At 59.6% G+C, this 25,133-nt stretch carries 21 protein-coding genes and 1 tRNA gene; 15 read left to right on the top strand and 7 right to left on the bottom strand.

Translation table 11 applies throughout. The annotated features are described in order from the left end of the window. Positions 1-88 precede the first annotated feature (88 nt). The 7 genes from apaG to Q8X48_RS17530 all read left to right on the top strand — a co-directional run bounded on the left by apaG (position 89) and on the right by Q8X48_RS17530 (position 8,255). A complete protein-coding gene (gene apaG / locus Q8X48_RS17560) occupies positions 89-469 on the top strand; it encodes a Co2+/Mg2+ efflux protein ApaG (RefSeq protein ID WP_102674230.1) in 381 nt (126 codons plus the stop codon). Beyond that, positions 469-1,350 carry a symmetrical bis(5'-nucleosyl)-tetraphosphatase gene (locus tag Q8X48_RS17555; protein WP_015097067.1) on the top strand — a complete coding sequence of 294 codons (882 nt, stop codon included), beginning with the start codon at positions 469-471 and terminating at the stop codon, positions 1,348-1,350. The genes apaG and Q8X48_RS17555 overlap by 1 nt, the downstream gene beginning before the upstream one ends. Positions 1,351-1,383: 33 nt before the next feature. After that, positions 1,384-1,713, top strand: a complete 330-nt coding sequence (gene glpE / locus Q8X48_RS17550) for a thiosulfate sulfurtransferase GlpE (RefSeq protein ID WP_015097068.1) — start codon at positions 1,384-1,386, stop codon at positions 1,711-1,713. Positions 1,714-2,010: 297 nt separating this feature from the next. Beyond that, a complete protein-coding gene (locus Q8X48_RS17545; RefSeq protein ID WP_007980217.1) occupies positions 2,011-3,933 on the top strand; it encodes a PrkA family serine protein kinase in 1,923 nt (640 codons plus the stop codon). Between the two features lie 204 nt (positions 3,934-4,137). Then, positions 4,138-5,409, top strand: coding sequence for a YeaH/YhbH family protein (locus Q8X48_RS17540; RefSeq protein ID WP_007980218.1), 1,272 nt, complete (start codon positions 4,138-4,140; stop codon positions 5,407-5,409). Beyond that, positions 5,406-6,968 carry a SpoVR family protein gene (locus tag Q8X48_RS17535; RefSeq protein WP_007980219.1) on the top strand — a complete coding sequence of 521 codons (1,563 nt, stop codon included), beginning with the start codon at positions 5,406-5,408 and terminating at the stop codon, positions 6,966-6,968. The genes Q8X48_RS17540 and Q8X48_RS17535 overlap by 4 nt, the downstream gene beginning before the upstream one ends. Positions 6,969-7,031: 63 nt before the next feature. Next, the gene (locus tag Q8X48_RS17530) at positions 7,032-8,255 is read left to right on the top strand and encodes a multifunctional CCA addition/repair protein (RefSeq protein WP_407799918.1); all 1,224 of its coding nucleotides are present in this window, start codon (positions 7,032-7,034) and stop codon (positions 8,253-8,255) included. A gap of 80 nt (positions 8,256-8,335) precedes the next feature. Here the strand turns inward: Q8X48_RS17530 and folK are convergent, their stop codons facing one another. Both folK and folB read right to left on the bottom strand, forming a co-directional pair. After that, positions 8,336-8,854, bottom strand: a complete 519-nt coding sequence (gene folK / locus Q8X48_RS17525; protein ID WP_407799919.1) for a 2-amino-4-hydroxy-6-hydroxymethyldihydropteridine diphosphokinase — start codon at positions 8,852-8,854, stop codon at positions 8,336-8,338. Further along, positions 8,845-9,201: a dihydroneopterin aldolase gene (folB, locus tag Q8X48_RS17520; protein WP_407799920.1), complete on the bottom strand. Its 357-nt coding sequence runs from the start codon at positions 9,199-9,201 to the stop codon at positions 8,845-8,847. The genes folK and folB overlap by 10 nt, the downstream gene beginning before the upstream one ends. A 74-nt stretch (positions 9,202-9,275) precedes the next feature. Here folB and plsY point away from each other — a divergent pair, with 74 nt between their 5' ends. Next, positions 9,276-9,845, top strand: a complete 570-nt coding sequence (gene plsY, locus Q8X48_RS17515; protein ID WP_015097072.1) for a glycerol-3-phosphate 1-O-acyltransferase PlsY — start codon at positions 9,276-9,278, stop codon at positions 9,843-9,845. A gap of 23 nt (positions 9,846-9,868) precedes the next feature. Here the strand turns inward: plsY and tsaD are convergent, their stop codons facing one another. Beyond that, positions 9,869-10,894: a tRNA (adenosine(37)-N6)-threonylcarbamoyltransferase complex transferase subunit TsaD gene (gene tsaD, locus Q8X48_RS17510; protein ID WP_407799921.1), complete on the bottom strand. Its 1,026-nt coding sequence runs from the start codon at positions 10,892-10,894 to the stop codon at positions 9,869-9,871. A 199-nt stretch (positions 10,895-11,093) separates the two neighbouring features. Here tsaD and rpsU point away from each other — a divergent pair, with 199 nt between their 5' ends. The 5 genes from rpsU to Q8X48_RS17485 all read left to right on the top strand — a co-directional run bounded on the left by rpsU (position 11,094) and on the right by Q8X48_RS17485 (position 19,634). Beyond that, a complete protein-coding gene (rpsU, locus tag Q8X48_RS17505) occupies positions 11,094-11,309 on the top strand; it encodes a 30S ribosomal protein S21 (RefSeq protein WP_002551877.1) in 216 nt (71 codons plus the stop codon). A 480-nt stretch (positions 11,310-11,789) separates the two neighbouring features. Continuing rightward, positions 11,790-13,757: a DNA primase gene (gene dnaG, locus Q8X48_RS17500; RefSeq protein ID WP_007980233.1), complete on the top strand. Its 1,968-nt coding sequence runs from the start codon at positions 11,790-11,792 to the stop codon at positions 13,755-13,757. A gap of 67 nt (positions 13,758-13,824) precedes the next feature. Next, positions 13,825-15,672: an RNA polymerase sigma factor RpoD gene (gene rpoD, locus Q8X48_RS17495; protein ID WP_407799922.1), complete on the top strand. Its 1,848-nt coding sequence runs from the start codon at positions 13,825-13,827 to the stop codon at positions 15,670-15,672. 123 nt (positions 15,673-15,795) lie between these two features. Further along, on the top strand, positions 15,796-19,542 hold the full coding sequence (locus tag Q8X48_RS17490) for an EAL domain-containing protein (RefSeq protein WP_407799923.1): 3,747 nt from the start codon (positions 15,796-15,798) through the stop codon (positions 19,540-19,542). A gap of 15 nt (positions 19,543-19,557) precedes the next feature. Beyond that, positions 19,558-19,634 (top strand) — tRNA-Ile (locus Q8X48_RS17485). A 73-nt stretch (positions 19,635-19,707) separates the two neighbouring features. Here the strand turns inward: Q8X48_RS17485 and Q8X48_RS17480 are convergent. After that, on the bottom strand, positions 19,708-20,013 hold the full coding sequence (locus Q8X48_RS17480) for a helix-turn-helix domain-containing protein (protein ID WP_095964093.1): 306 nt from the start codon (positions 20,011-20,013) through the stop codon (positions 19,708-19,710). Then, positions 20,006-20,371: a type II toxin-antitoxin system RelE/ParE family toxin gene (locus tag Q8X48_RS17475; protein ID WP_407799924.1), complete on the bottom strand. Its 366-nt coding sequence runs from the start codon at positions 20,369-20,371 to the stop codon at positions 20,006-20,008. Before Q8X48_RS17475 ends, Q8X48_RS17480 begins: the two co-directional genes overlap by 8 nt. Positions 20,372-20,853: 482 nt before the next feature. Here Q8X48_RS17475 and Q8X48_RS17470 point away from each other — a divergent pair, with 482 nt between their 5' ends. Then, positions 20,854-21,162, top strand: coding sequence for a DUF3077 domain-containing protein (locus tag Q8X48_RS17470; protein WP_407799925.1), 309 nt, complete (start codon positions 20,854-20,856; stop codon positions 21,160-21,162). Between the two features lie 101 nt (positions 21,163-21,263). On the opposite strand, the gene Q8X48_RS17465 is transcribed toward Q8X48_RS17470, so the two are convergent. Beyond that, positions 21,264-21,881 carry a peptidase M41 gene (locus tag Q8X48_RS17465; protein WP_407800088.1) on the bottom strand — a complete coding sequence of 206 codons (618 nt, stop codon included), beginning with the start codon at positions 21,879-21,881 and terminating at the stop codon, positions 21,264-21,266. Positions 21,882-22,075: 194 nt separating this feature from the next. Then, positions 22,076-24,430: a glucose/quinate/shikimate family membrane-bound PQQ-dependent dehydrogenase gene (locus Q8X48_RS17460; RefSeq protein ID WP_407799926.1), complete on the bottom strand. Its 2,355-nt coding sequence runs from the start codon at positions 24,428-24,430 to the stop codon at positions 22,076-22,078. A gap of 185 nt (positions 24,431-24,615) precedes the next feature. Between Q8X48_RS17460 and Q8X48_RS17455 the strand changes: the two genes are divergently transcribed. Further along, positions 24,616-25,077: an Lrp/AsnC family transcriptional regulator gene (locus tag Q8X48_RS17455; protein ID WP_007980298.1), complete on the top strand. Its 462-nt coding sequence runs from the start codon at positions 24,616-24,618 to the stop codon at positions 25,075-25,077. The last annotated feature ends 56 nt before the right edge of the window (positions 25,078-25,133 follow it).

The raw sequence follows: 25,133 nt of genomic DNA, 5'->3' as shown, positions 1-25,133 counted from the left end.
GCCACTCTGGTCTACTACCCGATACTTGGCCTAGACTGAACTCCATCAGCTACGCCCCGCGTCCCGCTTCGTTTTTAAGGCCCCTTGAATGTCCGATCCTCGTTATCAGGTCGACGTCAGCGTCGTCACCCGCTATCTGGCAGAACAATCGCAACCCGAGCACCACCGCTTTGCCTTCGCCTACACCATTACCGTGCAAAACAATGGCGAAATGCCCGCCAAACTGCTTTCACGGCACTGGGTCATCACCGATGGTGACGGACATGTCGAAGAAGTCCGCGGCGCAGGGGTGGTCGGCCAGCAACCGCTGATCGAACCGGGCAAGAGCCACACCTACAGCAGCGGCACGGTGATGACCACCAAGGTCGGCACCATGCAAGGCACCTACCAGATGCTTTCCGACGACGGCAAACATTTCGATGCCATCATCGCGCCCTTCCGCCTGGCGGTGCCCGGAGCCCTGCACTGATGGCAACCTACGCTGTCGGCGACCTGCAAGGCTGCCTTCAGGCCCTGCAATGCCTACTCAAACAAGTGGCGTTCGACCCTCAACGCGATCGCCTGTGGCTGGTGGGCGACCTGGTCAACCGCGGCCCGCAGTCGCTGGAAACCCTGCGCTTCCTCTATAGCATCCGCGAATCGCTGGTGTGCGTGCTCGGCAACCACGACCTGCACCTGCTGGCGGCCGGACGCAACATCGAACGCCTGAAGAAGGCCGACACCCTGCACGAGATCATTGAAGCGCCGGATAGCGCCGAACTGCTCGAATGGCTGCGCCAGCAAAAGCTCATGCACTACGACGAACAACGCAACGTGGCACTGGTCCATGCCGGCATTCCACCCCAGTGGTCGCTGCGCAAAGCCTTGAAGTGTGCCGCCGAAGTCGAGACCGCCTTGCGTGACGACAACCTGCTGCCACCCTACCTCGATGGCATGTACGGCAACGATCCAGCGAAATGGGACAATGACCTCAAAGGCGTGACGCGCCTGCGGGTGATCACCAATTATTTCACCCGCATGCGTTTTTGCACCGCCGAAGGCAAACTCGACCTCAAGAGCAAGGAAGGCCTCGGTACCGCACCACCCGGCTACAAACCCTGGTTCCAGCACAAGGAACGCAAGACCAAGGGCCTGAAGATCATCTTCGGTCACTGGGCAGCACTGGAAGGCAATATCAATGAGCCTGGCATCTCGGCCCTCGACACTGGCTGCGTCTGGGGCGGCGCCCTGACCCTGATGAACGTCGACAGCTTTGAGCGCCTGTCCTGCAAATGCGACGAACACGGCCATGCCGTGCCGCCAGTCGCCTCATCCATTCCCCAAACATCGCCAGCCAGCGCACCGCGCTAGACTGCCCATTCTGCCGAGCCACAGGAGCCCGCCATGAGCGAATTCAAACGTATCCCCCCGGAACAGGCCCAGGCCCTGCGCGAACAAGGCGCAGTGGTGGTCGACGTCCGCGACCCGGCCACTTTTGCCGCCCTGCATATCGCAGGCTCGAAGCATCTGGACAATCATTCCCTGCACGCTTTCATCCAGGGCGCCGACCTCGACGCACCGACCGTGGTGGTCTGTTATCACGGCAATTCCAGCCAGGGTGCGGCCGCCTACCTGATCAGCCAGGGCTTCTCCGACGTCTACAGCATGGATGGCGGATTCGAGTTGTGGCGTACGACCTATCCGACGGAAACGGCGCAAGGCACTTCCGAATAATTTTTTTGTAACGTTGCAGGCCCCGGCTCCCGCGGGCTAGCGCGGTGGCAGACGAACGGTCTGCCACAACTAATTACGTATCTCGCCTTTACCTCCCGAATTCCCAACTATCCTTAAGCCCAGGCCATCCAAAACAGGGGAGAGCCGGTACACCGGCGCACGGGTCATCGGGAGTAGCTTTCGGAGTCGTCAGCTCCGGGAGAGTTCTGGGGGGTAAACAGCAATCGCCTGTTCGGTTGCTGCCAGCATCGACTGAGTGATCCGGCGTCGGCTCCACGTATCGAGCGAGGTGACGTCATGAGTATCTTTAGCCACTTCCAACAACGCTTCGAGTCCACACGCCAGGAAGAACTCTCACTGCAAGAGTATCTTGAACTGTGCAAAAAAGACCGCAGCGCCTACGTTTCCGCCGCCGAGCGTCTACTGCTGGCCATCGGTGAACCGGAACTGCTCGACACCTCGACCAACTCGAGGCTTTCGCGCATCTTCTCCAACAAGGTAATCCGCCGCTATCCGGCCTTTGAAGACTTCCACGGGATGGAAGAATGCATCGACCAGATCGTGTCGTATTTCCGTCACGCCGCTCAAGGCCTGGAGGAGAAGAAACAAATCCTGTACCTGCTCGGCCCTGTCGGTGGCGGTAAATCGTCCCTGGCCGAGAAGCTCAAGCAGCTGATGGAAAAAGTGCCCTTCTACGCGATCAAGGGCTCGCCGGTATTCGAGTCGCCCCTGGGTCTGTTCAACTCCACTGAAGATGGAGCGATCCTCGAGGAAGACTTTGGCATTCCACGGCGCTACCTCAACACCATCATGTCGCCATGGGCGACCAAGCGCCTGGCCGAATTCGGTGGCGACATCAGCCAGTTCCGCGTGGTGAAACTCTACCCGTCGATCCTCAACCAGATCGCCGTGGCCAAGACCGAACCTGGTGACGAAAACAACCAGGACATTTCGGCACTGGTGGGCAAGGTTGATATCCGCAAACTGGAGGAGTTCCCGCAGAACGACGCCGACGCCTACAGCTACTCGGGCGCCCTGTGCCGGGCCAACCAGGGCCTGATGGAATTCGTCGAAATGTTCAAGGCACCGATCAAGGTGCTGCACCCGTTGCTGACTGCCACCCAGGAAGGCAACTACAACAGTACCGAAGGCCTTGGCGCGATTCCGTTCACCGGGATCCTGCTGGCGCACTCCAACGAATCGGAGTGGCACACCTTCCGCAACAACAAGAACAACGAAGCCTTCATCGACCGGATCTACATCGTCAAAGTGCCGTACTGCCTGCGGGTCAGTGACGAAGTGAAGATCTACGACAAGCTGCTGTTCAACAGTTCGCTGGCCAAGGCGCATTGCGCGCCGGATACCCTGAAGATGCTGGCCCAGTTCACCGTGCTCTCGCGTCTTAAAGAGCCGGAAAACTCCAACATCTATTCGAAGATGCGCGTGTACGACGGCGAGAACCTCAAGGACACCGATCCGAAAGCCAAGTCGATCCAGGAATACCGAGACAACGCCGGTGTCGACGAAGGCATGAACGGTCTCTCGACTCGCTTCGCGTTCAAGATCCTGTCGAAGGTGTTCAACTTCGATCCGCACGAAATTGCTGCCAACCCGGTACATCTGCTCTATGTGCTGGAACAGCAGATCGAACAGGAACAGTTCCAGGCTGAGACCCGCGAACGCTATCTGCGCTTCCTCAAGGAGTACCTGGCACCGCGCTACATCGAATTCATCGGCAAGGAGATCCAGACTGCCTACCTCGAATCCTACAGCGAGTACGGCCAGAACATCTTCGATCGCTACGTGTTGTACGCCGACTTCTGGATCCAGGACCAGGAATACCGCGACCCGGAAACCGGCGAAATCCTCAACCGCGTAGCCCTGAACGAAGAACTGGAGAAAATCGAAAAACCGGCCGGCATCAGCAATCCGAAGGATTTCCGCAACGAAATCGTCAACTTCGTCCTGCGCGCCCGGGCCAACAACAACGGCAAGAACCCGACCTGGCTCAGCTACGAAAAACTGCGGGTGGTCATCGAGAAGAAAATGTTCTCCAACACCGAGGACCTGCTACCGGTCATCAGCTTCAACGCCAAGGCCAGCAAGGAGGACCAGCAAAAACACAACGACTTCGTCACACGGATGGTCGAGCGGGGCTACACCGACAAACAGGTACGACTGCTGTCCGAGTGGTACCTGCGGGTCAGAAAATCACAATAACCCGCTGCCGGTCAGACCGGTTGTCGTCAGCCAGAGACCTGTGTGCGCTTTTTCTGTTACACAGGCCTCTGGAAGGTGTTCGAAAGTCGGTAGCGAGTTCAGGCAGCATCCAAGGCGCTTGGGGGAGCGTTCAATATCCCTCGGCTCTCGGTTCGATGCTGTATCACCGCTCGCCCCTTTCAGGACAGCTTCTAAGGAGCAGTCATGAGCTATGTGATCGACCGACGTCTCAATGGCAAGAACAAGAGCACGGTGAACCGCCAGCGGTTTCTGCGGCGCTACCGTGATCACATTAAAAAGGCTGTCGAAGAGGCGGTCAGCCGGCGCTCCATTACCGATATGGAACACGGCGAACAAATCAGCATTCCCGGCCGCGACATCGACGAGCCGGTGCTTCACCACGGCCGCGGTGGCAAGCAGACGGTCGTGCACCCGGGCAACAAGGAGTTCACCAGTGGCGAACATATCGCCCGTCCACCGGGAGGCGGTGGCGGCCGAGGCCCCGGCAAGGCTGGCAATTCCGGCGAAGGGATGGACGAATTCGTCTTCCAGATCACCCAGGAAGAGTTCCTCGAGTTCATGTTCGAGGATCTCGAACTGCCCAACCTGGTAAAACGCAACCTGACCGGCACCGACACCTTCAAGACCGTGCGGGCCGGGATCAGCAACGAGGGCAACCCGTCGCGGATCAACATCATCCGCACCCTGCGCTCAGCCCACGCCCGGCGGATCGCCCTGTCCGGCAGCAGCCGGGCAAAACTGCGTGAGGCCAAGGAAGAACTTCTGCGACTCAAGCAGGAAGAGCCAGACAACTTCGGCGATATTCAGGAAATCGAAGCTGAAATCGAAAAACTCAGCGCGCGCATTCACCGCGTGCCGTTTCTCGACACGTTCGACCTCAAGTACAACCTGCTCATCAAACAACCCAACCCCAGTTCCAAGGCCGTGATGTTCTGCCTGATGGACGTGTCCGGCTCGATGACCCAGGCGACCAAGGACATCGCCAAGCGCTTCTTCATCCTGCTGTACCTGTTTCTCAAGCGTAACTACGACAAGATCGACGTCGTGTTCATCCGCCACCACACCAGTGCCCGCGAAGTGGATGAAGAAGAGTTTTTCTACTCTCGGGAAACCGGCGGTACCATAGTCTCCAGCGCCCTGAAACTGATGCAGGAGATCATGGCCGAGCGCTACCCGAGTAACGAGTGGAACATCTACGCCGCCCAGGCCTCCGATGGCGACAACTGGAACGACGACTCTCCGATCTGCCGCGACATCCTGATCAACCAGATCATGCCATTCGTGCAGTACTACACTTACGTTGAGATCACCCCGCGCGAACACCAGGCCCTTTGGTTCGAATACGAGCGCATCGCCGAAGCCTTTTCCGACACGTTTGCCCAGCAACAACTGGTCTCGGCCGGGGATATCTATCCGGTCTTCCGTGAACTCTTCCAGCGCAGGTTAGTGACATGACCGCCAAAGAGCAGAAGCGCCAACCCATTTCCACCGGCTCCGAATGGACGTTCGAGCTGATCCAGGCGTACGACCGCGAAATCAGCCGCATTGCGGCGGGTTACGCCCTCGATACGTACCCGAACCAGATCGAAGTGATCACCGCCGAGCAGATGATGGATGCCTACGCCTCCGTCGGCATGCCTCTGGGTTATCACCACTGGTCCTACGGCAAGCACTTCCTCAGCACTGAAAAATCCTACACCCGCGGCCAGATGGGTCTGGCGTACGAGATCGTGATCAACTCCGACCCGTGCATCGCCTACCTGATGGAAGAAAACACCATCTGCATGCAGGCGCTGGTGGTGGCCCATGCCTGCTACGGGCACAACAGCTTTTTCAAAGGCAATTACCTGTTCCGCACCTGGACCGACGCCAGCTCGATCATCGATTACCTGGTGTTTGCCAAGCAGTACATCATGCAATGCGAGGAGCGCCACGGCATTGACGCGGTCGAGGACCTGCTCGATTCCTGCCATGCGCTGATGAACTATGGCGTCGACCGCTACAAACGTCCCTATCCGATTTCCGCGGAAGAAGAACGCCGCCGGCAAAAGGACCGGGAGGAGCACTTGCAGAAACAGATCAACGATCTGTGGCGCACCATTCCCAAGGGCGCGGACAAGTACAGCGACAAGGACAACGCACGCTTCCCCGCCGAACCTCAGGAAAACATCCTGTACTTCATTGAAAAACATGCGCCGCTGCTGGAACCATGGCAGCGGGAAATCGTGCGCATCGTGCGCAAGATCGCCCAGTATTTTTATCCACAGCGCCAGACCCAGGTGATGAACGAAGGCTGGGCCACCTTCTGGCACTACACCCTGATGAACGATCTGTACGACGAGGGCCTGGTCACCGACGGCTTCATGATGGAGTTCCTGACGTCCCACACCAGCGTGGTGTTCCAGCCTGGCTTCGACAGCCCCTACTACAGCGGCATCAACCCTTACGCCCTGGGGTTTGCCATGTACCGTGACATCCGTCGCATGTGCGAAGAGCCCACGGAAGAAGATCGCCGCTGGTTCCCCGACATTGCCGGTACCGACTGGCTGGCAGCCATCAAGTTCGCCATGAGCAGCTTCAAGGATGAGAGCTTCATCCTGCAGTACCTCTCACCCAAGGTGATCCGCGACCTCAAGCTGTTCAGCATTCTCGATGACGATCAGAAGGACGACCTGCTGGTGCCCGCCATTCACGACGAAGGTGGCTACCGCATCATCCGGGAAACCCTGGCCGCGCAGTACAACCTGGGCAATCGCGAACCTAACGTGCAGATCTATAGCATCGACCGGCGTGGCGACCGCTCCCTGACCCTGCGTCACCAGCAACACGACCGCAAACCGCTGGGCGACTCGACCGAAGAAGTGCTCAAACACCTGCACCGCCTTTGGGGTTTCGACATTCACCTGGAAACCCTGCAAGGGGACACCGTGATGAAAACCCATCATGTGCCACCCCGAAACGAGCACAGCGAGGGTGATTACGGTCGACTGGACCTGGCTGTCATCCATCTTTGAACCGCTTTACGACTCCGAAAGCTCGATGCAAGGGTTATCCTGTCGAGCTAACGGAGGTTTTTTATGCGTATTTATAAAGTCGGTGGTGCGGTACGTGATCGCCTGCTGGGCAAACCGGTCACCGATATCGACTGGGTCGTGGTCGGCGCCACCACCGAAGAAATGCTCGCCAAGGGTTTTCGCCCGGTGGGTGCGGATTTCCCGGTGTTCCTTCATCCAAAAAGCGGTGAGGAATACGCCCTCGCCCGCACCGAGCGCAAAAGCGGGCGCGGTTACGGCGGGTTCACTTTTCACGCCAGTCCTGAAGTCACCCTTGAAGAAGACCTGATCCGTCGCGACCTGACCATTAACGCCATGGCCGAAGACGATCAGCAGAACCTGACCGACCCCTACCACGGCCAGCGCGATCTCGAAGCGCGCCTGCTGCGCCATGTTTCCCCGGCGTTTGCCGAGGATCCGCTCAGGGTCCTCCGTGTAGCCCGCTTTGCCGCGCGATATGCCGCGCTGGGTTTTACCGTCGCCCCGGAAACCCTTGAACTGATGCGTCAACTCAGCGAGTCAGGCGAGCTTGAGGCACTGACTCCCGAGCGCAGCTGGAAGGAAATCTCCCGCGCCCTGATGGAAGATCAGCCACAGGTGTTTATCGAGGTGTTGCGTGCATGTGGCGCACTCAAGGTGCTGATGCCGGAGGTCGACGCACTGTTCGGCGTCCCGCAGCCCCCGGCCCATCACCCGGAAATCGATACTGGCGCACACACCCTGAGCGTGTTGCAGCAAGCAGCACTGCACAAACAGCCGCTGACCGTGCGCTGGGCCTGCCTGCTGCACGATCTGGGCAAGGGCCTGACGCCAAAGGAGGAATGGCCTCGGCACATTGCCCACGAGTTCAAGGGCCTGAAGCTGATCAAAGCGGTCAACGAACGCTTCAAGGTGCCGAGAGACTGCCAGGAACTGGCAATGCTGGTGGGCGAGTACCACACCCACGGGCATCGCGCCCTGGAGTTAAAGCCATCGACATTGCTGGAATTGTTGCAAAGTTTCGACGTTTACCGTCGACCACAGCGGTTCGAGGAGTTCATCGCGGCATGCGAGATGGATGCGCGCGGACGCGAAGGGCTGGAGCAGAGAAGTTATCCACAGGCGGATTATCTGCGCGGGGCGGCGACTGCGGCGCGCAGCATTGCGGTGCAGCCGCTGCTGGAGAAGGGTTTCAAGGGTCCAGAGTTGGGCGAGGCGATCAAGCGTGAGCGGCTCAAGGCGCTGAAGGCTTACAAAGAAAATGCCTGAAGAGCAAAAGATCGCAGCCTTCGGCAGCTCCTACAGGGAATCGCCTGTGTAGGAGCTGCCGAAGGCTGCGATCTTTTGCTTTAAAGGAAACTGGACGGGGTCAGTTGCTCGCCACGCCACTCAAACGCCACTGGCGCCAATACCTGATCAATCTGCGATTCGGCCCACAACCTGGCGAAACTTTTACCGACACCAGGGTGCACGCGATCCGGCGCGATCAACGATAACGGCCACAGAACAAAAGCATTTTTCAGGATTTCTGCCCGCGGCAAGATCAGGCCATCGAAGTTGCCCACCAGCTCACCGAACAACAACACGTCGATATCCAGCGGCAAACCTCGGCGATCCGGTGCGTAACGACCGTTATCCGCCTCAATGAACTTCAGACGACGATCAAGCTCAATCAGCGGCAGATCGGTATACGCCGACACCACGAAATTGAAGAACGACCCGCTCTTGATGCCCACCGGCTGGCTTTCGAACACCGCCGAACAGTGGATATCGACAAGGAACGCCGCCAATGCATCGAGCCCCGCCCGCAAATGGGCTTCACGCTCGATATTGCTACCGAGCCCGAGGTACACCTGAGTCAGCGACATCCGCGCTCGATCTCCACGCCCACACCACCGGTGGCAGCCGGGACCGCGCCGGGCTTGGTCAGCTTCAGACGCACCCAGGTGATCTTGAATTCGTTCATCAGCACTTCAACCAGACGCTCGGCAAAAGTCTCGACCAGCTGGTATTGCGCCTGCTCGGCAAACGCCTGGATGCGCGAGGAAACACTGGCGTAGTCGAGCGCCAAGGTCAGGTCATCACCGGCTGCGGCCGGGCGATTATCCCAGGCGAAGCTCAGGTCAAGACGCAAGCACTGTCGGATGCCTCGCTCCCAGTCGTAGGCACCAATCACCGTGTCGACTTCCAGGCCCTCGATAAACACTCTGTCCAAGCACTTCTCTCCGCTACACGACAAGGGCGCAATGCGCCGTTAGAATCAGGGCTTCCTCGCCCGGAATAGTTAGCATGTTTTGGTTATTGGCGATCCTCGCCTACCTGCTCGGCTCTCTGTCCTTTGCCATTTTGCTCAGCCGCCTGACCGGTAACCCCGATCCGCGAATGAGTGGCTCGGGCAATGCCGGCGCCACCAACATGTTGCGCCTGGCCGGCAAGAAACTCGCCATCCTGACCCTGCTCGGCGACCTTTGCAAAGGCCTGCTGCCGGTACTGATAGCGCGTCTTGCGGGCCTTTCGCAGCAGGAACAAGCCTGGATCGGCGTCTATGCCGTCATCGGCCATCTGTTTCCGCTGTACTTCCGTTTTCGCGGCGGCAAGGGTGTCGCCACCGCTGCCGGCATGCTGCTGGGGCTGTACCCGCCCGCCGCCCTTCTGGCGGTCTGCGCCTGGCTCTTGACGTTCTACCTGACCCGCACCAGCTCCCTGGCCGCCCTGATTGCCACGCCGCTGACCCTGCCTTTGCTGGCCTGGCAAGAACCGGCGGCCCTGCTGCCCATGAGCACGCTCACCGGACTGATCGTCTGGCGCCATCGCAGCAATCTACGCGACCTGTTTGCCGGGCGCGAACGGCATTTCTAGCGGCCGGAAATAAGCGCCGCTCATCACAACGCCGACAACTGCTCCATCGGCCAGCGTGCCTGCACGCTGATCGCCAGGCTTTCCTGCTGACCGGCCTGCAAGCGCTGGCAGCCGGCAAAGGCGATCATCGCGCCGTTATCGGTACAGAACTGCGGACGGGCATAAAACACATCACCCTTCATATCGCCGAGCATTTTCCCCAGAGAAGCACGCAACGCCTTGTTGGCACTGACGCCCCCGGCGATCACCAGGCGCTTCATGCCGGCGGCTTTAAGGGCACGCTTGCACTTGATGGTCAAAGTCTCCACCACGGCCTGCTGGAACGCCAGTGCGATGTCGCATTGGGCTTGCTCGCCGTCGTCCCCGGCACTGACGCAGTGTTGCCAGGTATTCAAAGCAAAGGTTTTCAGGCCACTGAAGCTGAAATCCAGGCCCGGGCGGTCGCACATCGGACGCGGGAAGACGAAACGCCCCGCAACTCCCTGCTCTGCAAGGCGAGCGATCTCCGGTCCGCCCGGATAATTGAGGCCCATCATCTTGGCCGTCTTGTCGAAAGCTTCGCCGGCAGCATCATCCAGGGTCTCGCCCAAGAGCGTGTACTGACCAATTCCGTCGACCTGAACCAGTTGCGTATGACCACCGGAGACCAACAAAGCGACGAACGGGAATTCCGGCGGTTGCGACTCCAGCATCGGTGCCAGCAAGTGGCCTTCCATGTGGTGTACGCCGAGGGCCGGAATACCCCAGGCAAAGGCCAGCGCCTGGGCGCAGGAAGCCCCCACCAGCAAGGCACCGACCAGGCCAGGACCCGCGGTATAGGCGATGGCGTCGATCTCGGTCGGCACGCAGTCGGCCTCGGCCAACACCTGACGAATCAAGGGCAGCATGCGTTTGACGTGATCGCGCGAGGCCAGCTCCGGCACCACGCCACCATAGGCGCGGTGCAGGTCGATCTGACTGAAAAGCGCATCGGCCAACAGCCCGCGTTCACTGTCATATAATGCGACGCCGGTTTCGTCGCAGGAGGTTTCTAATCCCAGTACTAGCATGGGTTTGCGCCTTGTTTAGGCTGAATTCGAAGGCGCGCATAATAGTCGTCGCGGGATGCCCCGACCAGCGGTTTTCGATCAGAGGCTTTGCATTCCGAGCGATGAGGGGTTAACATCCGCAACCCTTAAAAACCGACGTCTTCAAGTGCTCTTTTGCCGCGAGGATGTTGACCCCGGTAATGAATGAAGGTAGCTCTGGATGCCAGCCGTCAAAGTAAAAGAGAACGAACCCTTCGACGTAGCTCTGCGTCGTTTCAAGCGCTCCTGCGAAAAAGCCGGTGTACTGGCTGAAGTTCGTAGCCGCGAATTTTACGAGAAGCCAACTTCTGAGCGTAAGCGCAAAGCAGCTGCTGCTGTTAAGCGTCACGCCAAGAAAGTTCAGCGCGAACAGCGCCGCGCCGTTCGTCTGTACTAATACACAGACGACCGTAGCAAGCTTCTGCCAAGCCCGGCCCTCAGCCGGGCTTATGGCATTTGCGTAAATCGCTTGATGCTTCACTGTCAAAGCCGCAGACGCGACCGAGACAAATCTGCTTCACCGCGTCAGACCTGGCTCTTTTGCCAGCGGTGCACGTCTTTTCTGACGAGCCTTTCAAGGCTACTGACGAGCACACCCACTGATTCCTCTCACGACGATCAGCCCAAGGCACCTGCTTGCGTGCCGAATGATGAGCTATCCGAGGCCTGTGTTTGGCCGCAGCGGATTCAGCGCAACACATTCAAACAGCCGAATACTGATTGGCATTAACGTCAGTGGATTTTCGGCAGATACACTTCCCGACAGCGATTACGCAGACGACACTGGTCGAGCCGCACACTTTGCGCGCTTCAATCAACGCCCGCGTTCGGTCGCCGTACGTTTCGGGCTCCTTTCAGCGCAGATGACGAGAACGCCATGGCCGGGCTAATTCCCCAGAGCTTCATTGACGACCTTCTGAACCGCACCGACATCGTCGACGTGGTCAGCTCGCGCCTGCAATTGAAAAAGGCCGGCAAGAACCACACCGCCTGCTGCCCGTTCCACAAGGAAAAAACGCCCTCGTTCAGCGTCAGCCCCGACAAGCAGTTCTATTACTGCTTCGGCTGCGGCGCTGGCGGCAACGCCCTCGGCTTCATCATGGACCACGACAACCTGGATTTCGTCCAGGCGGTCGAAGAACTGGCCAAAGCCGCCGGCATGGAAATCCCCCGCGAAGAAAGCGGCCGCCCGCACAAGCCGCGGCAGCCGACCGATTCGCCGCTGTATCCGCTGCTCAGCGCCGCCGCCGACTTTTATCGCCAGGCCTTGAAAAGCCATCCATCGCGCAAGGCCGCCGTGGACTACCTGAAAGGTCGCGGGCTGACCGGCGAAATCGCCCGGGACTTCGGCCTGGGCTTTGCACCGCCTGGCTGGGACAACCTGTTCAAGCACTTGAGCAGCGACACCCTGCAACAAAAAGCCATGATCGATGCCGGCCTGCTGATCGAAAACGCCGAAAGCGGCAAACGTTACGACCGCTTCCGCGACCGAGTGATGTTCCCGATCCGCGACAGCCGCGGGCGCGTCATTGCCTTTGGCGGCCGGGTATTGGGCGACGACAAGCCGAAGTACCTGAACTCCCCGGAAACCCCGGTATTCCATAAAGGGCAGGAACTCTACGGCCTGTACGAAGCGCGCAAGACCAACCGCAACCTCGACGAGATCATCGTCGTCGAGGGCTACATGGACGTCATTGCCCTGGCCCAGCAAGGCCTGCGCAATGCCGTCGCGACCCTGGGTACCGCCACCAGCGAAGAGCACCTCAAGCGGCTGTTTCGCGTCGTGCCCAGCGTGCTGTTCTGCTTCGACGGCGATCAGGCCGGTCGCAATGCGGCATGGCGGGCACTGGAGGCAACACTTTCGAGTCTGCAGGACGGTCGTCGTGCACGTTTTCTGTTCCTGCCCGAGGGCGAAGATCCGGACACCCTGGTCCGCTCCGAAGGCACTGACGCCTTCCGCGCACGGATCAACCAGCATGCACAGCCCCTGGCCGATTACTTCTTCCAGCAATTGACGGAAGAAGCCGACCCGCGCTCGCTCGAGGGCAAGGCCCATATGGCCACCCTCGCCGCGCCGCTGATCGACAAAGTCCCGGGCGCCAACCTGCGCACCCTGATGCGCCAGCGCCTGAGCGAAATCACCGGCTTGAGCGGCGAAGCAGTGAGCCAGCTGGCACAAAGCGCCCCGCAGGAAGCACCACCGGCCTACGACCCGGGCATCGATTACGACGCGATGCCCGACTACAGCGACTATCATCAGCCGCAGGCACAGGACATGTATGTGCCGCAGCAGGAATGGACGCCAAAGAAGCCCGGTGCAGGAGGCAAGAAATGGGACAAGAAACCGTGGGACAAGAATGGCAAACGGGGCGGTGATCGCGATCAACCCCGCGCGCCACGGGTGCCCGCCGCCGTAGAACCGCCGACCCTCGCCGCCTTGCGCACGCTGCTGCATCACCCGCAACTGGCCGAAAAAGTCGAGGATGCCGGGCACTTCGCCGCCGAGGATCACACCAACACACAATTGCTGGTGGCGCTGCTCGAAGCCGTGCAGAAGAATCCCAAGCTAAACTCAATTCAGCTGATTGCCCGCTGGCACGGCACAGAGCAGGGCCGCTTGCTCAAGGCCCTGGCGGAAAAGGAATGGCTGATTGATGGAGACAACCTTGAACAACAGTTTTTCGACACCATTACTAGCTTGTCAGCCCGCCAACGCGAGCGAAACCTGGAACAACTTCTTCGAAAAGCACGTCAAAGTGAATTGAGCACCGAAGAGAAAAACCAACTGCGCGACCTTTTAAGTCGCAATGTTTCCGCATCAAACCCGACCTCAACTGGCGCGTGAGGTCATAGCTCAGGTATAATCCTCGGCTTGTTTTTTGCCCGCCAAGACCTTCAGTGGATAGGGTGTTATGTCCGGAAAAGCGCAACAGCAGTCTCGTATCAAAGAGTTGATCACACTTGGTCGTGAGCAGGGCTACCTGACTTACGCGGAGGTCAACGACCACCTGCCGGAGGATATTTCAGATCCGGAACAGGTGGAAGACATCATCCGCATGATCAATGACATGGGGATCAACGTATTCGAGGTTGCGCCAGATAAGGATTCCCTTATGCTGGCCGACGCCGATACCGACGAAGCCGCAGCCGAAGAGGCCGCTGCAGCGTTGGCTGCGGTCGAGACCGACATTGGTCGCACTACCGACCCGGTGCGCATGTACATGCGCGAAATGGGTACGGTGGAGCTCCTCACACGTGAAGGCGAAATTGAAATCGCCAAGCGTATTGAAGAGGGCATCCGTGAGGTGATGAGCGCAATCGCGCACTTCCCTGGCACGGTTGATCATATTCTCTCCGAGTACACCCGCGTCACCACCGAAGGTGGCCGCCTGTCCGACGTCCTGAGCGGTTATATCGACCCGGACGACGGCATCGCGCCGCCTGCGGCAGAAGTGCCGCCACCGATTGACGCGAAAGCCGTCAAGGCGGATGACGACACCGACGACGAAGACGGTGAAGCCTCGGAAGACGAGGAAGAAGCCGAAAGCGGTCCGGATCCGATCATCGCCGCCCAGCGTTTTGGCGCTGTGGCCGATCAGATGGAAATCACCCGCAAGGCGCTGAAAAAGCACGGTCGTCACAACAAGGCAGCGATTGCCGAGTTGCTGGCCCTGGCCGACCTGTTCATGCCGATCAAACTGGTACCGAAGCAATTCGAAGCCCTGGTCGAGCGTGTTCGCAGTGCCCTGGATCGCCTGCGTCAGCAAGAGCGTGCAATCATGCAGCTCTGCGTTCGTGATGCGCGCATGCCGCGTGCAGACTTCCTGCGCCAGTTCCCGGGCAACGAAGTCGACGAAAGCTGGAGTGACGCCCTGGCCAAAGGCAAAAGCAAATACGCTGAAGCCATTGGCCGCCTGCAGCCGGACATCGTCCGTTGCCAGCAAAAGCTGACCGCGCTGGAAACCGAAACCGGTTTGACCATCGCCGAGATCAAGGACATCAACCGTCGCATGTCGATCGGTGAGGCCAAGGCCCGCCGCGCGAAGAAAGAGATGGTTGAAGCCAACTTGCGTCTGGTGATCTCGATCGCCAAGAAGTACACCAACCGTGGCCTGCAATTCCTCGATCTGATCCAGGAAGGCAACATCGGCTTGATGAAAGCGGTAGACAAGTTCGAATACCGCCGCGGCTACAAGTTCTCGACTTATGCCACCTGGTGGATCCGTCAGGCGATCACTCGCTCGATCGCCGACCAGGCCCGCACCATCCGTATTCCGGTGCACATGATCGAGACGATCAACAAGCTCAACCGCATTTCCCGGCAGATGCTGCAGGAAATGGGTCGCGAACCGACCCCGGAAGAGCTGGGCGAACGCATGGAAATGCCTGAGGACAAGATCCGCAAGGTATTGAAGATCGCTAAAGAGCCGATCTCCATGGAAACCCCGATCGGTGATGACGAAGACTCCCATCTGGGTGACTTCATCGAAGACTCGACCATGCAGTCGCCAATCGATGTTGCAACCGTTGAGAGCCTTAAAGAAGCGACTCGCGAAGTGCTGTCCGGCCTCACTGCCCGTGAAGCCAAGGTACTGCGCATGCGCTTCGGTATCGACATGAATACCGACCACACCCTCGAAGAGGTTGGCAAACAGTTTGACGTGACCCGCGAGCGGATTCGTCAGATCGAAGCCAAGGCGCTGCGCAAGCTGCGCCACCCGACCAGAAGCGAGCATCTGCGCTCCTTCCTCGACGAGTGATCACAGAACCCCCGGCCCAGGCCGGGGGTTTTGTTTTATGGCAGATTAATATCTCCACACCTCCCCTCCGCCCTGTAGCCCGTCTACACTCGAAACATTCCCCAGAGCCATAACGAGACCGTTATGCCCAGACTGCCGACCGTGCTTTTTTTGCTGTCGCTGATGACCTGGACCGCAACGGCTGGCGCGCTGACTCTAACTGAGGATGAACGTAGCTGGCTGGCGGCTCACCCGGACTTGCGCCTGGGTGTCGATGCGTCGTGGCCGCCCTTCGAGTTTCGCGACGATGAGGGCCGCTACCAGGGCCTTGCCGCGGATTACATCGAGGTCATTCGCCAAAGACTGAAAACCCGGCTCACGCCCATCGAGCCGGTGAGCTGGACCGCCGTCCTGGAACAAGCCAAAAAAGGCAAAATCGACCTGCTGCCGGGCATCATGTCGACCCCGGAACGCCAGAAATACCTGTCGTTTACCCGCCCCTATCTGGATTTTCCGATCGTCATCCTGGCCCATGTCAGGGGCGCCCAGCCACACAACCTGCAAGACCTGTATGGCCTGAAAATCGCCGTGGTGGAAAACTACGCCCCCCACGAACTGTTGCGCACCCACAATCCCGACCTGAACCTGGTGGCGATGCCGAACGTCAGCTCGGCGTTACAGGCGCTGGCCACGGGTGCAGTGGATGCGGTGGTGGGCGATCTGGCGTCCAGCGTCTGGAGCCTGCGCCAGCTCAAGCTCGATGGGCTGTATGTCAGCGGTGAAACCCCCTATCGCTATCAACTGGCCATGGCCGTACCCCGCAACAACGCAATCCTCGTCGGCATTCTCGACAAAGTCCTGGCGGACATGAGCCCCGCCGAAATCAGCGCCATTCAGGAGCATTGGGTCGGTAACGTCATCGATCATCGAACATTCTGGAATGACCTGCTGGTGTATGGCCTGCCCGGATTGCTGCTATTGACCCTGGTGCTGGCGGCGGTTATCCGCATCAACCGCCGCTTGAGTTCGGAAATCGCCCGCCGGGTCGATCTTGAACAGGAACTGCGCAGCAGCGAGTACCACTACCGTGGCCTGGTAGAGAGCCTGTCGGCCATCGCCTGGGAAGCCAAGGTCACCGACTACACCTACAGCTACGTATCGCCCCACGCCGAAGATCTTCTTGGCTACCCCCTCTCCCATTGGCTGATTCCGGGCTTCTGGCGCAACATCATTCACCCCGCCGACCTGACTCGTGCCCAGACTTTCTGCGATCACGAAGTGCTGGCCGGGCGCGATCACCGCCTTGATTACCGGGTGATTACCGCCGACGGGCGCTGCCTGTGGGTGCGCGACATCGTCAGCCTGATCGAACACGGGCAAGAGCCGGTGTTGCGCGGGTTGATGATCGACATCACCGACGCCAAGCGCACCGAAGAAGCGCTGCGCCTGTCGGAACAGAAATTCGCTTCCGTGTTCCAGCAATGCCCTGACATTCTGGTGATCGCCCGCCTGAGCGACGGTTGCCTGCTGGAGGTCAACGAAGCGTTCGAAGAACAGATCGGCCTCAAGGCCGAGGACGTCATTGGACTGACCGCCACCGACCTGAACATCTGGGGGATTCCCGGCGTTGGGCCGGGTCTGTTGCAACGCTTGCAGGCCGGCAGCATCCGCAATCTGGAAATGCCCTTTCGTCGCAGCAACGGCCAGGTGTTCACCGGGCTGATCTCCGCCGAACCGTTCGACCTCGACATGACACCGGCGCTGGTGGTCGTAGTGCGGGACATCACCCAGCTCAAGGAAACCCAGCAACAACTGCAAACGTCCGAAGAAAAGTTCGCCAAGGCTTTCCATGCGTCCCCCGACGGCCTGCTGCTGTCGCGGCAAAGTGACGGTTTGCTGATGGAGGTCAACGAGGGTTTCAGTCGCATCACCGGATTCAACAGCGCCATGTCCGTGGATCGTTCGGTGCTGGACCTAGGCATCTGGGTCAATCTCAATGAACGCAAACAAATGCTCGACCTGCTGCATCGGGACGGTTTTGTCCGCGACTTCAGTTGCCATATCCGCCGCAGCGACGGGCAGATCCGCCTCTGTGAAGTGTCCAGCCGTCCGCTGCCGATCGGCGATGACGACTGCATGCTGACCATCGCCCGGGACATCACCGAGCGGCACCTGATGCAGGAAAAACTGCAACAGGCCGCCACCGTGTTCGAAAGCACCGCCGAAGGCGTGTTGATCACCGATACCCAACAGCACATCAGTGCGGTCAACCGTGCCTTCACCGAAATCACCGGTTACAGCGAAAGCGAAGCGCTGGGCCACACGCCACGGCTGCTCGCTTCGGGCTTGCATGACAGCGCGTTCTACGCGGCCATGTGGCATCAATTGACTGCCGAAGGTCATTGGCAGGGCGAGATTTCCAATCGGCGCAAAAATGGCGAGCTGTACCCGAGCTGGCTGACCATCAGTGCCGTACGCAACCGCGACAAGTTCATCACCCACTTTGTCGCGGTATTCGCCGACATCTCCAGCCTCAAGCATGCCCAGGCCAAACTCGACTACCAGGCGCACCACGACCCGCTGACAGGCCTGCCGAACCGCACGCTGTTCGAAAGCCGCTTGTTGACGGCACTCAACAACCAGCAGGAGAACGGCGGCCAGGGCGCCGTGCTGTTCCTTGACCTTGACCGCTTCAAGCACATCAACGACAGCCTCGGCCACCCGGTGGGCGACTTGCTGCTCAAGGGCATTGCCGTACGTCTCAAGGAGCAGTTGCGTGACATCGACACCGTGGCACGCCTGGGCGGTGACGAGTTCATTATCCTGCTGCCAGGCCTGCAACAACCCAGTGACGCCGACAACATTGCCACCAAATTGCTCAATTGTTTCGCCGCGCCGTTCCAGGCCGGCGAACACGAGTTTTTCATCAGCGCCAGCATTGGCACCAGCCTCTATCCCAAGGATGGCTGTGACGTTGCCACGCTGATCAAGAACGCCGACGCGGCGATGTACCGCTCCAAGGCCAAGGGCCGCAACCGCGTCGAAAGCTACACCCGCGACCTCACCGCCCAGGCCAGCGAACGCGTGGCGCTGGAGCACGAACTGCGCCGCGCCATCGAACGCAACGAATTGCACCTGTGCTACCAACCGAAAATCAGCCTCGACGACTACAGCCTGGTCGGCGCCGAAGCCCTGATCCGCTGGCGCCACCCGACCTTTGGCGACGTGCCGCGGGAACACTTCATCCCGCTGGCTGAAGAAAACGGCATGATCCTGCAAATCGGCGACTGGGTCCTGGAAACCGCCTGCCGCCAGATGGCCGAATGGCACCGCCTGTACGAAAGCCCCGGCCCACTGTCGGTCAACCTTGCCGGCGCCCAATTGCGCCAGCCCAACCTGCTGGGGCGTATCGAGCAGTTACTCAAGGACAACGGCCTCAACCCCGGATTCCTGCAACTGGAAATCACCGAAAACTTCATCATGAGCCAGGCCGAAGAAGCGCTGGCGGTATTGCATCAACTCAAACATCTGGGCGTGCAACTGGCCATCGATGACTTCGGCACCGGCTACTCGTCCCTGAGTTACCTCAAGCGTCTGCCGCTGGACATCCTCAAGATCGACCAGTCCTTTGTCCGCGGTCTGCCGGACGATCCCCACGATGCGGCGATCGTACGCGCCATCATCGCCCTCGGACGCAGCATGCAATTCACCGTGATTGCCGAAGGCGTCGAGACCCAGGCGCAACAGCAATTCCTCGCCGCCGAGGGCTGCGAACAGATCCAGGGCTACATCGTCAGCCTGCCCTTGCCCCCCGAAGAATTCGCCGCGACGTTTCTTCGTACAACCGTAATGGCTTTTTCGGATAGCACAGCCGCGAAACCGTCGCTATAATCCGCGACCTACTGAGGGCCTATAGCTCAGTTGGTTAGAGCAGAGGACTCATAATCCTTTGGTCCACGGTTCAAGTCCGTGTGGGCCCACCAAACAAGAAAGCCGCGCAATGCGCGGCTTTTGCGTTTCTGGCTGATCGGTTTTTGCAGAGACGTTTTTATCACCTCAATTGGCAAAGTTCTCGATCTTCACCTGTCCGTCGGGAAAGGTTGCGATGATTTCCAGCTCGCCGCCCATGGCGCGGATGTAATTGCGCAACGTGCTGATATACATGTCGGTTCGTCGCTCCATCCTGGAAATTGCCGCCTGATTGACATGTAGCGCCTTGGCCAAGGTCTCCTGGCTCAGCTCCTGGGCCTTACGCAACTCGTGCAGAGGCATTTCTTTAAGATGCTGTTGGAACTGCCGCTCTGCGTCAGCGCGAGATTCCGGCGTCATTCGAGCTTGGAGCTCAGCAAATTTCTTAGCCATCGTTGCGGCCCTCATTACGCAGTGTTTCCAAATGTTCGTCATACAAGTTATCCGCCAGCGGGACATGCTCGTCGTACCAGCGGTCTTGACCGGTTTTGTCCCCGCCGATCAAAAGTAGAGCGCATCGACGAGGATCAAACGCATACAACACACGATAAGGCCTCCCCGCATGCTGGACCCGCAGTTCTCGCAGGTTGCCATGTCGCGAGCCTTTGATGTCGCTGCTATGGGGAAAACGCAGGCCTGGCCCAAAGAGCTCCAGCAAATCGACGCTGGCCGAGTCCGAGGCCTGCTCCTTTGCATCCAGCCCTTCCCACCAGTCTCCAAATTGGTCGGTGTACTCAACATCCCAGCCCATACAATATGCCACCCAAGGAATATGACCTCAAGGGAATAATTCTATGGGTTTGAGCGGCCGTCCGACCATCCCCTGTTTCTTGTTGAATTGTTAATGACAGTTTCCAGCCACGCCTGAACATTGAGCCCTGGACACACTTGCTTGATCGAAATATCGGATGACGCCTTAGGACCTTGTAGGCAAACTCCGAATCTTGCTTTTGGGCACTTTGCCGCCTTGTTGCGCTTTTCTTTGACGGGATAGTCTCCGGACGTCGCTGAGCATTCAGCGATCGGGCTTGGAAACCCGTCGAGCGAATCGCAACAACGTGCCCAACATGACCGCAGACGTTTTACGACTGCAATCCTGTGTCATGGCGGCTGTGCGTGGGACGTCTTTGGACGTGCCGGTTTCCTAGGCTCCCGGTTTTCCAACCTGCGCACAGCTGCCACCCATTCGCTTGGAAACGAACGTGGCAGCTCCTCAAGCTTAGGAGATTGAACATGTCCAAAACCAATGCGCCCTCACCATCAGAACTAAAAACCATTGGCTTCACCCCCTTCCTGTTTCTCTCGAATCAGCCACTGTTCCACGTCTGTCGAGACGTCCCCATCGCCGACGCCCTGGCCCAAGCCTCCGACCTGCTGTTCCTCGCAAAGTCCCTCACCGTGGACGCTGCCTACACCCAAGACTCCGACCGCCACGCCTGGGCCGCGCACTACCTAACGACGATGAGCAAAGCGGTGATTGATGATGTGGTGAAGGTGCTGACGCGCAGACCTGCTCAAACGAGAGCGCAAGCAGATCAATAAAACAAACAGAGCCTGAAAATTCCCAAAAAGGGACCGAGCGTTCCCTTTTTGGGACTGATAGGACCGGGCTCTTCAGTCCAAACACATCACGAAGGTATGGCTTACACGGCCCGCAGTCGCTCCAGCATCGGCCCGGTGAACACCACCTCATACGTATCCGCCGCCCGCCCCCATTGCTCCACAAGAACCATCCCGTCCACCAGCGCCCCAGCCAATTCGGCAATTGTCTCGGCCTGGTCCTCGATGATTTTTTGCGTCCGGACCCACACCCGATCATTCATCGCTTTAAGCTGCGCCGTTATGCGCTCGCTCGACGCCGGATCGGTATCGGGGTAGACGATGTTGCGCAGCAGATGCTGAAGCTCCCTGATTTTTGCGTAGTCCTGCTCCGCCCCCTGCTCGCCTTTGAGGATGGCGGTGGCTTTGGGTTTATCGACGCGTTTTGCGGCTGAAGGTTTTGAAGGGAGTGTCTGCGCCATGGCGCCCGCCAGGAGCACCATCATCCGGGCTTCCAGATGTTCCTTCATGGCATCTATCGACGAAATGGGCCGCACCAGCGTGATGGAGGCCCCGCCCTGGTGGCGCAAATCCCTGGTCACTGTCAGGGTCACGCCGCCCGTTTCAAAGCCCAGGGCGCGGGCCACCACGTAGTGCCCCATTTCGTGATGGGCGATCTGCAATGCACGGTCGCGTACAGCGGCAGGCAGGTTCGTCGTCATGTCCATTGCCTCGGATCCTTCGTACTCGCATTCGACTACGAGTGACGGTCGCTGTCCATCCTGTTGCCCCGCACAATGATGTAGGAGCGAGCCTGCTCGCGATGGACTTGAACGCGCCGCGGCCATTCAGACAGCACGCGTTATCGTTAACGTCCATCGCGAGCAAGCTCGCTCCTACAAGGGTCCGCAGTGTCTTAATCAGGCAAAGCGTAGGCAATCACATAATCCCCACGATCCGTCGACTGACGCGCACCGCCTACCGTCAGCAGGATGTACTGCCTGCCGGTTTTCGGTGAGACGTAGGTCATCGGCCCGGACTGGCTGCCCACCGGCAAGCGCGACTTCCAGATTTCGTTACCGTTGCCGGTGTCGAAGGCGCGCAGGTAGAAGTCCTGGGTGCCGGCGAAGAACAGCAGGCCCGACTGGGTGGCGAGCGATGCGCCGAGGGTCGGCATGCCGATCGGGATCGGCAGGTGCATGCGGATGCCCAGCGGGCCGGTGTCCTGTACGGTGCCGACCGGGACTTGCCACATCAGTTTGTGGGTCTTGAGGTCGATAGCGGACATGGTGCCGAACGGTGGCTTCTGGCACGGAATGCCAACTGCCGAGAGGAAGCGCTCGCGCATGGCGCCGAACGGCGTGCCTTCCTGCGGCACCACGCCCATTTCGATGCCGCTGGCCCCGGCTTTGATCTTGTCACGCGGGATCATGTAGTTGGCCAGGCCCAGGCGCATGTCGTTGACGAACATGTAGTTCGTGTTCGGATCAACCGAGACGCTGCCCCAGTTCATGCCGCCCAGCGAGCCCGGGAATTGCAGGGCGCGGTCCATGCCCGGCGGGGTGTAGACGCCTTCGTGGCGCATGCCTTTAAACTGGATGCGGCACATCAACTGGTCAAACGGCGTGGCGCCCCACATGTCGGACTCGGTCAGGGTCTTGTTGCCGATTGACGGCATGTCGACCGAGAACGGTTGGGTTGGCGAATAGCGCTCGCCGGGAACCTTGCCTTGCGGTACCGGGCGCTCTTCGACGCGGGCAATCGGTACGCCGGTTTCGCGGTTGAGCAGGAAGATCTCGCCCTGTTTGGTGACTTGCGCCAGAGCTGGCTGGATTCCGCCCTTGTCGTCCGGCACGTCGTACAGCAGCGGTTGCGCCGGCAGATCAAAGTCCCACAGGTCGTGGTGAGTGGTCTGGAAGTGCCAGCGCACCTGGCCGGTCTTCACATCGATGGCGACGATGGACGAACTCCACTTGTCGTCGAACTCGGTGCGTTGACCGCCGAAGAAGTCTGGCGTTGCGTTACCCGTCGGCAGGTAGACCAGACCGAGTTTGGCGTCGTAGGACATGGCCGACCACACGTTTGGCGTGCCACGGGTGTAAGTCTCACCGGCCGGCGGACGTTTGCTGGTGTTCGGATTACCCGGATCCCACGCCCACACCAGTTCGCCGCTACGCACGTCGTAGGCACGCACCACGCCCGGCGGTTCGCCGGTGGAGTAGTTGTCGGCCACGCGGCCGCCGACGATCACCACGTCCCCTGCGACCAGCGGGGTCGAGGTTTGCTGGTAGTAACCGGGCTTCACTTCGCCCATGTCGGTGGTCAGGTCGACGGTGCCCTTGTTGCCGAACTCTTCGCAGGGCTTGCCGGTGTCGGCATTGATGGCGATAAGACGGGCATCGCCGGTCGGCAGAAACAGACGTTTCGTACAGGCGGTTGGCTGATTGTCCGAAGACGCCGGGGTTTCGGAGTAGCCCAGGCCGCGGCATCGCTGCCAGTTGGGCGCGGTGCCTTGCGGGTCGAACTTCCAGCGCTGGGCGCCGGTGTCGGCATCCAGGGCGAAGACTTTGCCGTAGGCGGTGCAGGTGTAGACCGTGTCACCGATTTGCAGCGGTGTGTTCTGGTCTTCGGCGCCGGCACCGGTGCTTTGCGGGATATCGCCGGTGCGGAAGGTCCAGGCGACCTGCAACTTGTCGATGTTGCCCTTGTTGATCTGGTCCAGCGCGGCGAAGCGGTTGCCGGCGGTGGTGTTGCCCCAGTGCGCCCAGTCTTTCTGCTCGGTGCCCGGCGCGACCGGCGTCACCGCAGGTTCAACGGAGGCCTTGACCACATGGGTCGGCACGAACATGTAGGACATCGTCGCTACAACGCCCACACCCAGAATGCCGGCCAGACCGTAGGCGCCACGCCCGCCGGTCGCGCCCGAAGCGCGAACCAGGGTCGGATAGATCAACGCCACCACCAGACCGATCACGGCGAAGGTCAGCACCCGTGAGACCAGCGGCCAGTATTCGAGACCGGCATCCCATACCGCCCAGATCGCAGTAAGAACCAGCGCCACACCATACAGCCAGGCGCCCAGCGGCTTGCGACGGGCAATCAACAGGCCGGACACCAGCATCGCCAGGCCCATCAGCAGGAAATACCCACTGCCGCCCAGCGCAATCAGATAGCCGCCACCACCCGCCAGGCCGAGCCCGATCAGTGCAATCAACACACCCAGCCCCGCCAGCAACCATTTGCTGCCGGCGGCAACCCCAGAATTGTTCATGTCGGACATTTTCCCCATTTGTGACAAGGACGGAATAATGTACTAACTGGTTACTTATGGCAATTTGTCGCAGGCGCAAATGGCATGAACGGTACTGAGGCTTGATCAGGAATCCGTCGCGAGCGTCGTACAGAATCTGCCTGTAACATGCTTGCGCACTGATCCATACCGCTGGAGATAACCCTTTGCCTGACACTCGCCCGCCCGTTCTCGACGAAATCGACCGCCAGTTAATTGCAGCCCTGCAGATCAACGCCCGTGAGAGCGTGGCCATGCTCGCCCGGCAACTGGGCATCGCCCGCACCACTGTCACCTCGCGCCTGGCGCGGCTGGAAAAGGCCAAAGTGATCACTGGCTACGGCGTGCGCCTCGGGCAGCGGGTGGTGGATGGCGGGTTGCAGGCGTATGTCGGGATCACGGTGCAACCGCGTTCCGGCAAGGAGGTGTTGCGCCGCCTGAGCGCGATGGCGCAGGTACAGCAGTTGTGTGCGGTGAGTGGCGAATTTGATTATGTGGCGTGGTTGCGCACCGATTCGCCGGAGCAGCTGGATCAGTTGCTGGATCAGATTGGCAGTGTGGATGGGGTGGAGAAGACCACGACGTCGATCATCTTGAGCAGCAAGATTGATCGGGGGCAGCCGGTTTGACTTTTCAGGCCTGGGTTCATCGGTGACTGAACTGGCGCTATCGCGAGCAAGCTCGC

The organism is Pseudomonas sp. QLc11A (assembly GCF_052112305.1).
GTDB lineage: Bacteria > Pseudomonadota > Gammaproteobacteria > Pseudomonadales > Pseudomonadaceae > Aquipseudomonas > Aquipseudomonas laurylsulfatiphila.
The sequence above is the reverse complement of the archived record's forward strand: the minus strand, read 5'-3'. Positions and strand labels throughout refer to the sequence as shown.

Coding starts and splice junctions, on each gene's coding strand:
- folK (WP_407799919.1), bottom strand. CDS start 8,854: ATGTCGCTGACTCAGGTGTACCTCGGGCTCGGTAGCAATATCGAGCGT.
- dnaG (WP_007980233.1), top strand. CDS start 11,790: ATGGCCGGGCTAATTCCCCAGAGCTTCATTGACGACCTTCTGAACCGC.
- Q8X48_RS17545 (WP_007980217.1), top strand. CDS start 2,011: ATGAGTATCTTTAGCCACTTCCAACAACGCTTCGAGTCCACACGCCAG.
- Q8X48_RS17555 (WP_015097067.1), top strand. CDS start 469: ATGGCAACCTACGCTGTCGGCGACCTGCAAGGCTGCCTTCAGGCCCTG.
- rpsU (WP_002551877.1), top strand. CDS start 11,094: ATGCCAGCCGTCAAAGTAAAAGAGAACGAACCCTTCGACGTAGCTCTG.
- rpoD (WP_407799922.1), top strand. CDS start 13,825: ATGTCCGGAAAAGCGCAACAGCAGTCTCGTATCAAAGAGTTGATCACA.
- Q8X48_RS17530 (WP_407799918.1), top strand. CDS start 7,032: ATGCGTATTTATAAAGTCGGTGGTGCGGTACGTGATCGCCTGCTGGGC.
- Q8X48_RS17465 (WP_407800088.1), bottom strand. CDS start 21,881: ATGACGACGAACCTGCCTGCCGCTGTACGCGACCGTGCATTGCAGATC.
- plsY (WP_015097072.1), top strand. CDS start 9,276: ATGTTTTGGTTATTGGCGATCCTCGCCTACCTGCTCGGCTCTCTGTCC.
- Q8X48_RS17490 (WP_407799923.1), top strand. CDS start 15,796: ATGCCCAGACTGCCGACCGTGCTTTTTTTGCTGTCGCTGATGACCTGG.
- apaG (WP_102674230.1), top strand. CDS start 89: ATGTCCGATCCTCGTTATCAGGTCGACGTCAGCGTCGTCACCCGCTAT.
- Q8X48_RS17475 (WP_407799924.1), bottom strand. CDS start 20,371: ATGGGCTGGGATGTTGAGTACACCGACCAATTTGGAGACTGGTGGGAA.
- Q8X48_RS17470 (WP_407799925.1), top strand. CDS start 20,854: ATGTCCAAAACCAATGCGCCCTCACCATCAGAACTAAAAACCATTGGC.
- Q8X48_RS17535 (WP_007980219.1), top strand. CDS start 5,406: ATGACCGCCAAAGAGCAGAAGCGCCAACCCATTTCCACCGGCTCCGAA.
- tsaD (WP_407799921.1), bottom strand. CDS start 10,894: ATGCTAGTACTGGGATTAGAAACCTCCTGCGACGAAACCGGCGTCGCA.
- Q8X48_RS17480 (WP_095964093.1), bottom strand. CDS start 20,013: ATGGCTAAGAAATTTGCTGAGCTCCAAGCTCGAATGACGCCGGAATCT.
- glpE (WP_015097068.1), top strand. CDS start 1,384: ATGAGCGAATTCAAACGTATCCCCCCGGAACAGGCCCAGGCCCTGCGC.
- Q8X48_RS17460 (WP_407799926.1), bottom strand. CDS start 24,430: ATGAACAATTCTGGGGTTGCCGCCGGCAGCAAATGGTTGCTGGCGGGG.
- Q8X48_RS17540 (WP_007980218.1), top strand. CDS start 4,138: ATGAGCTATGTGATCGACCGACGTCTCAATGGCAAGAACAAGAGCACG.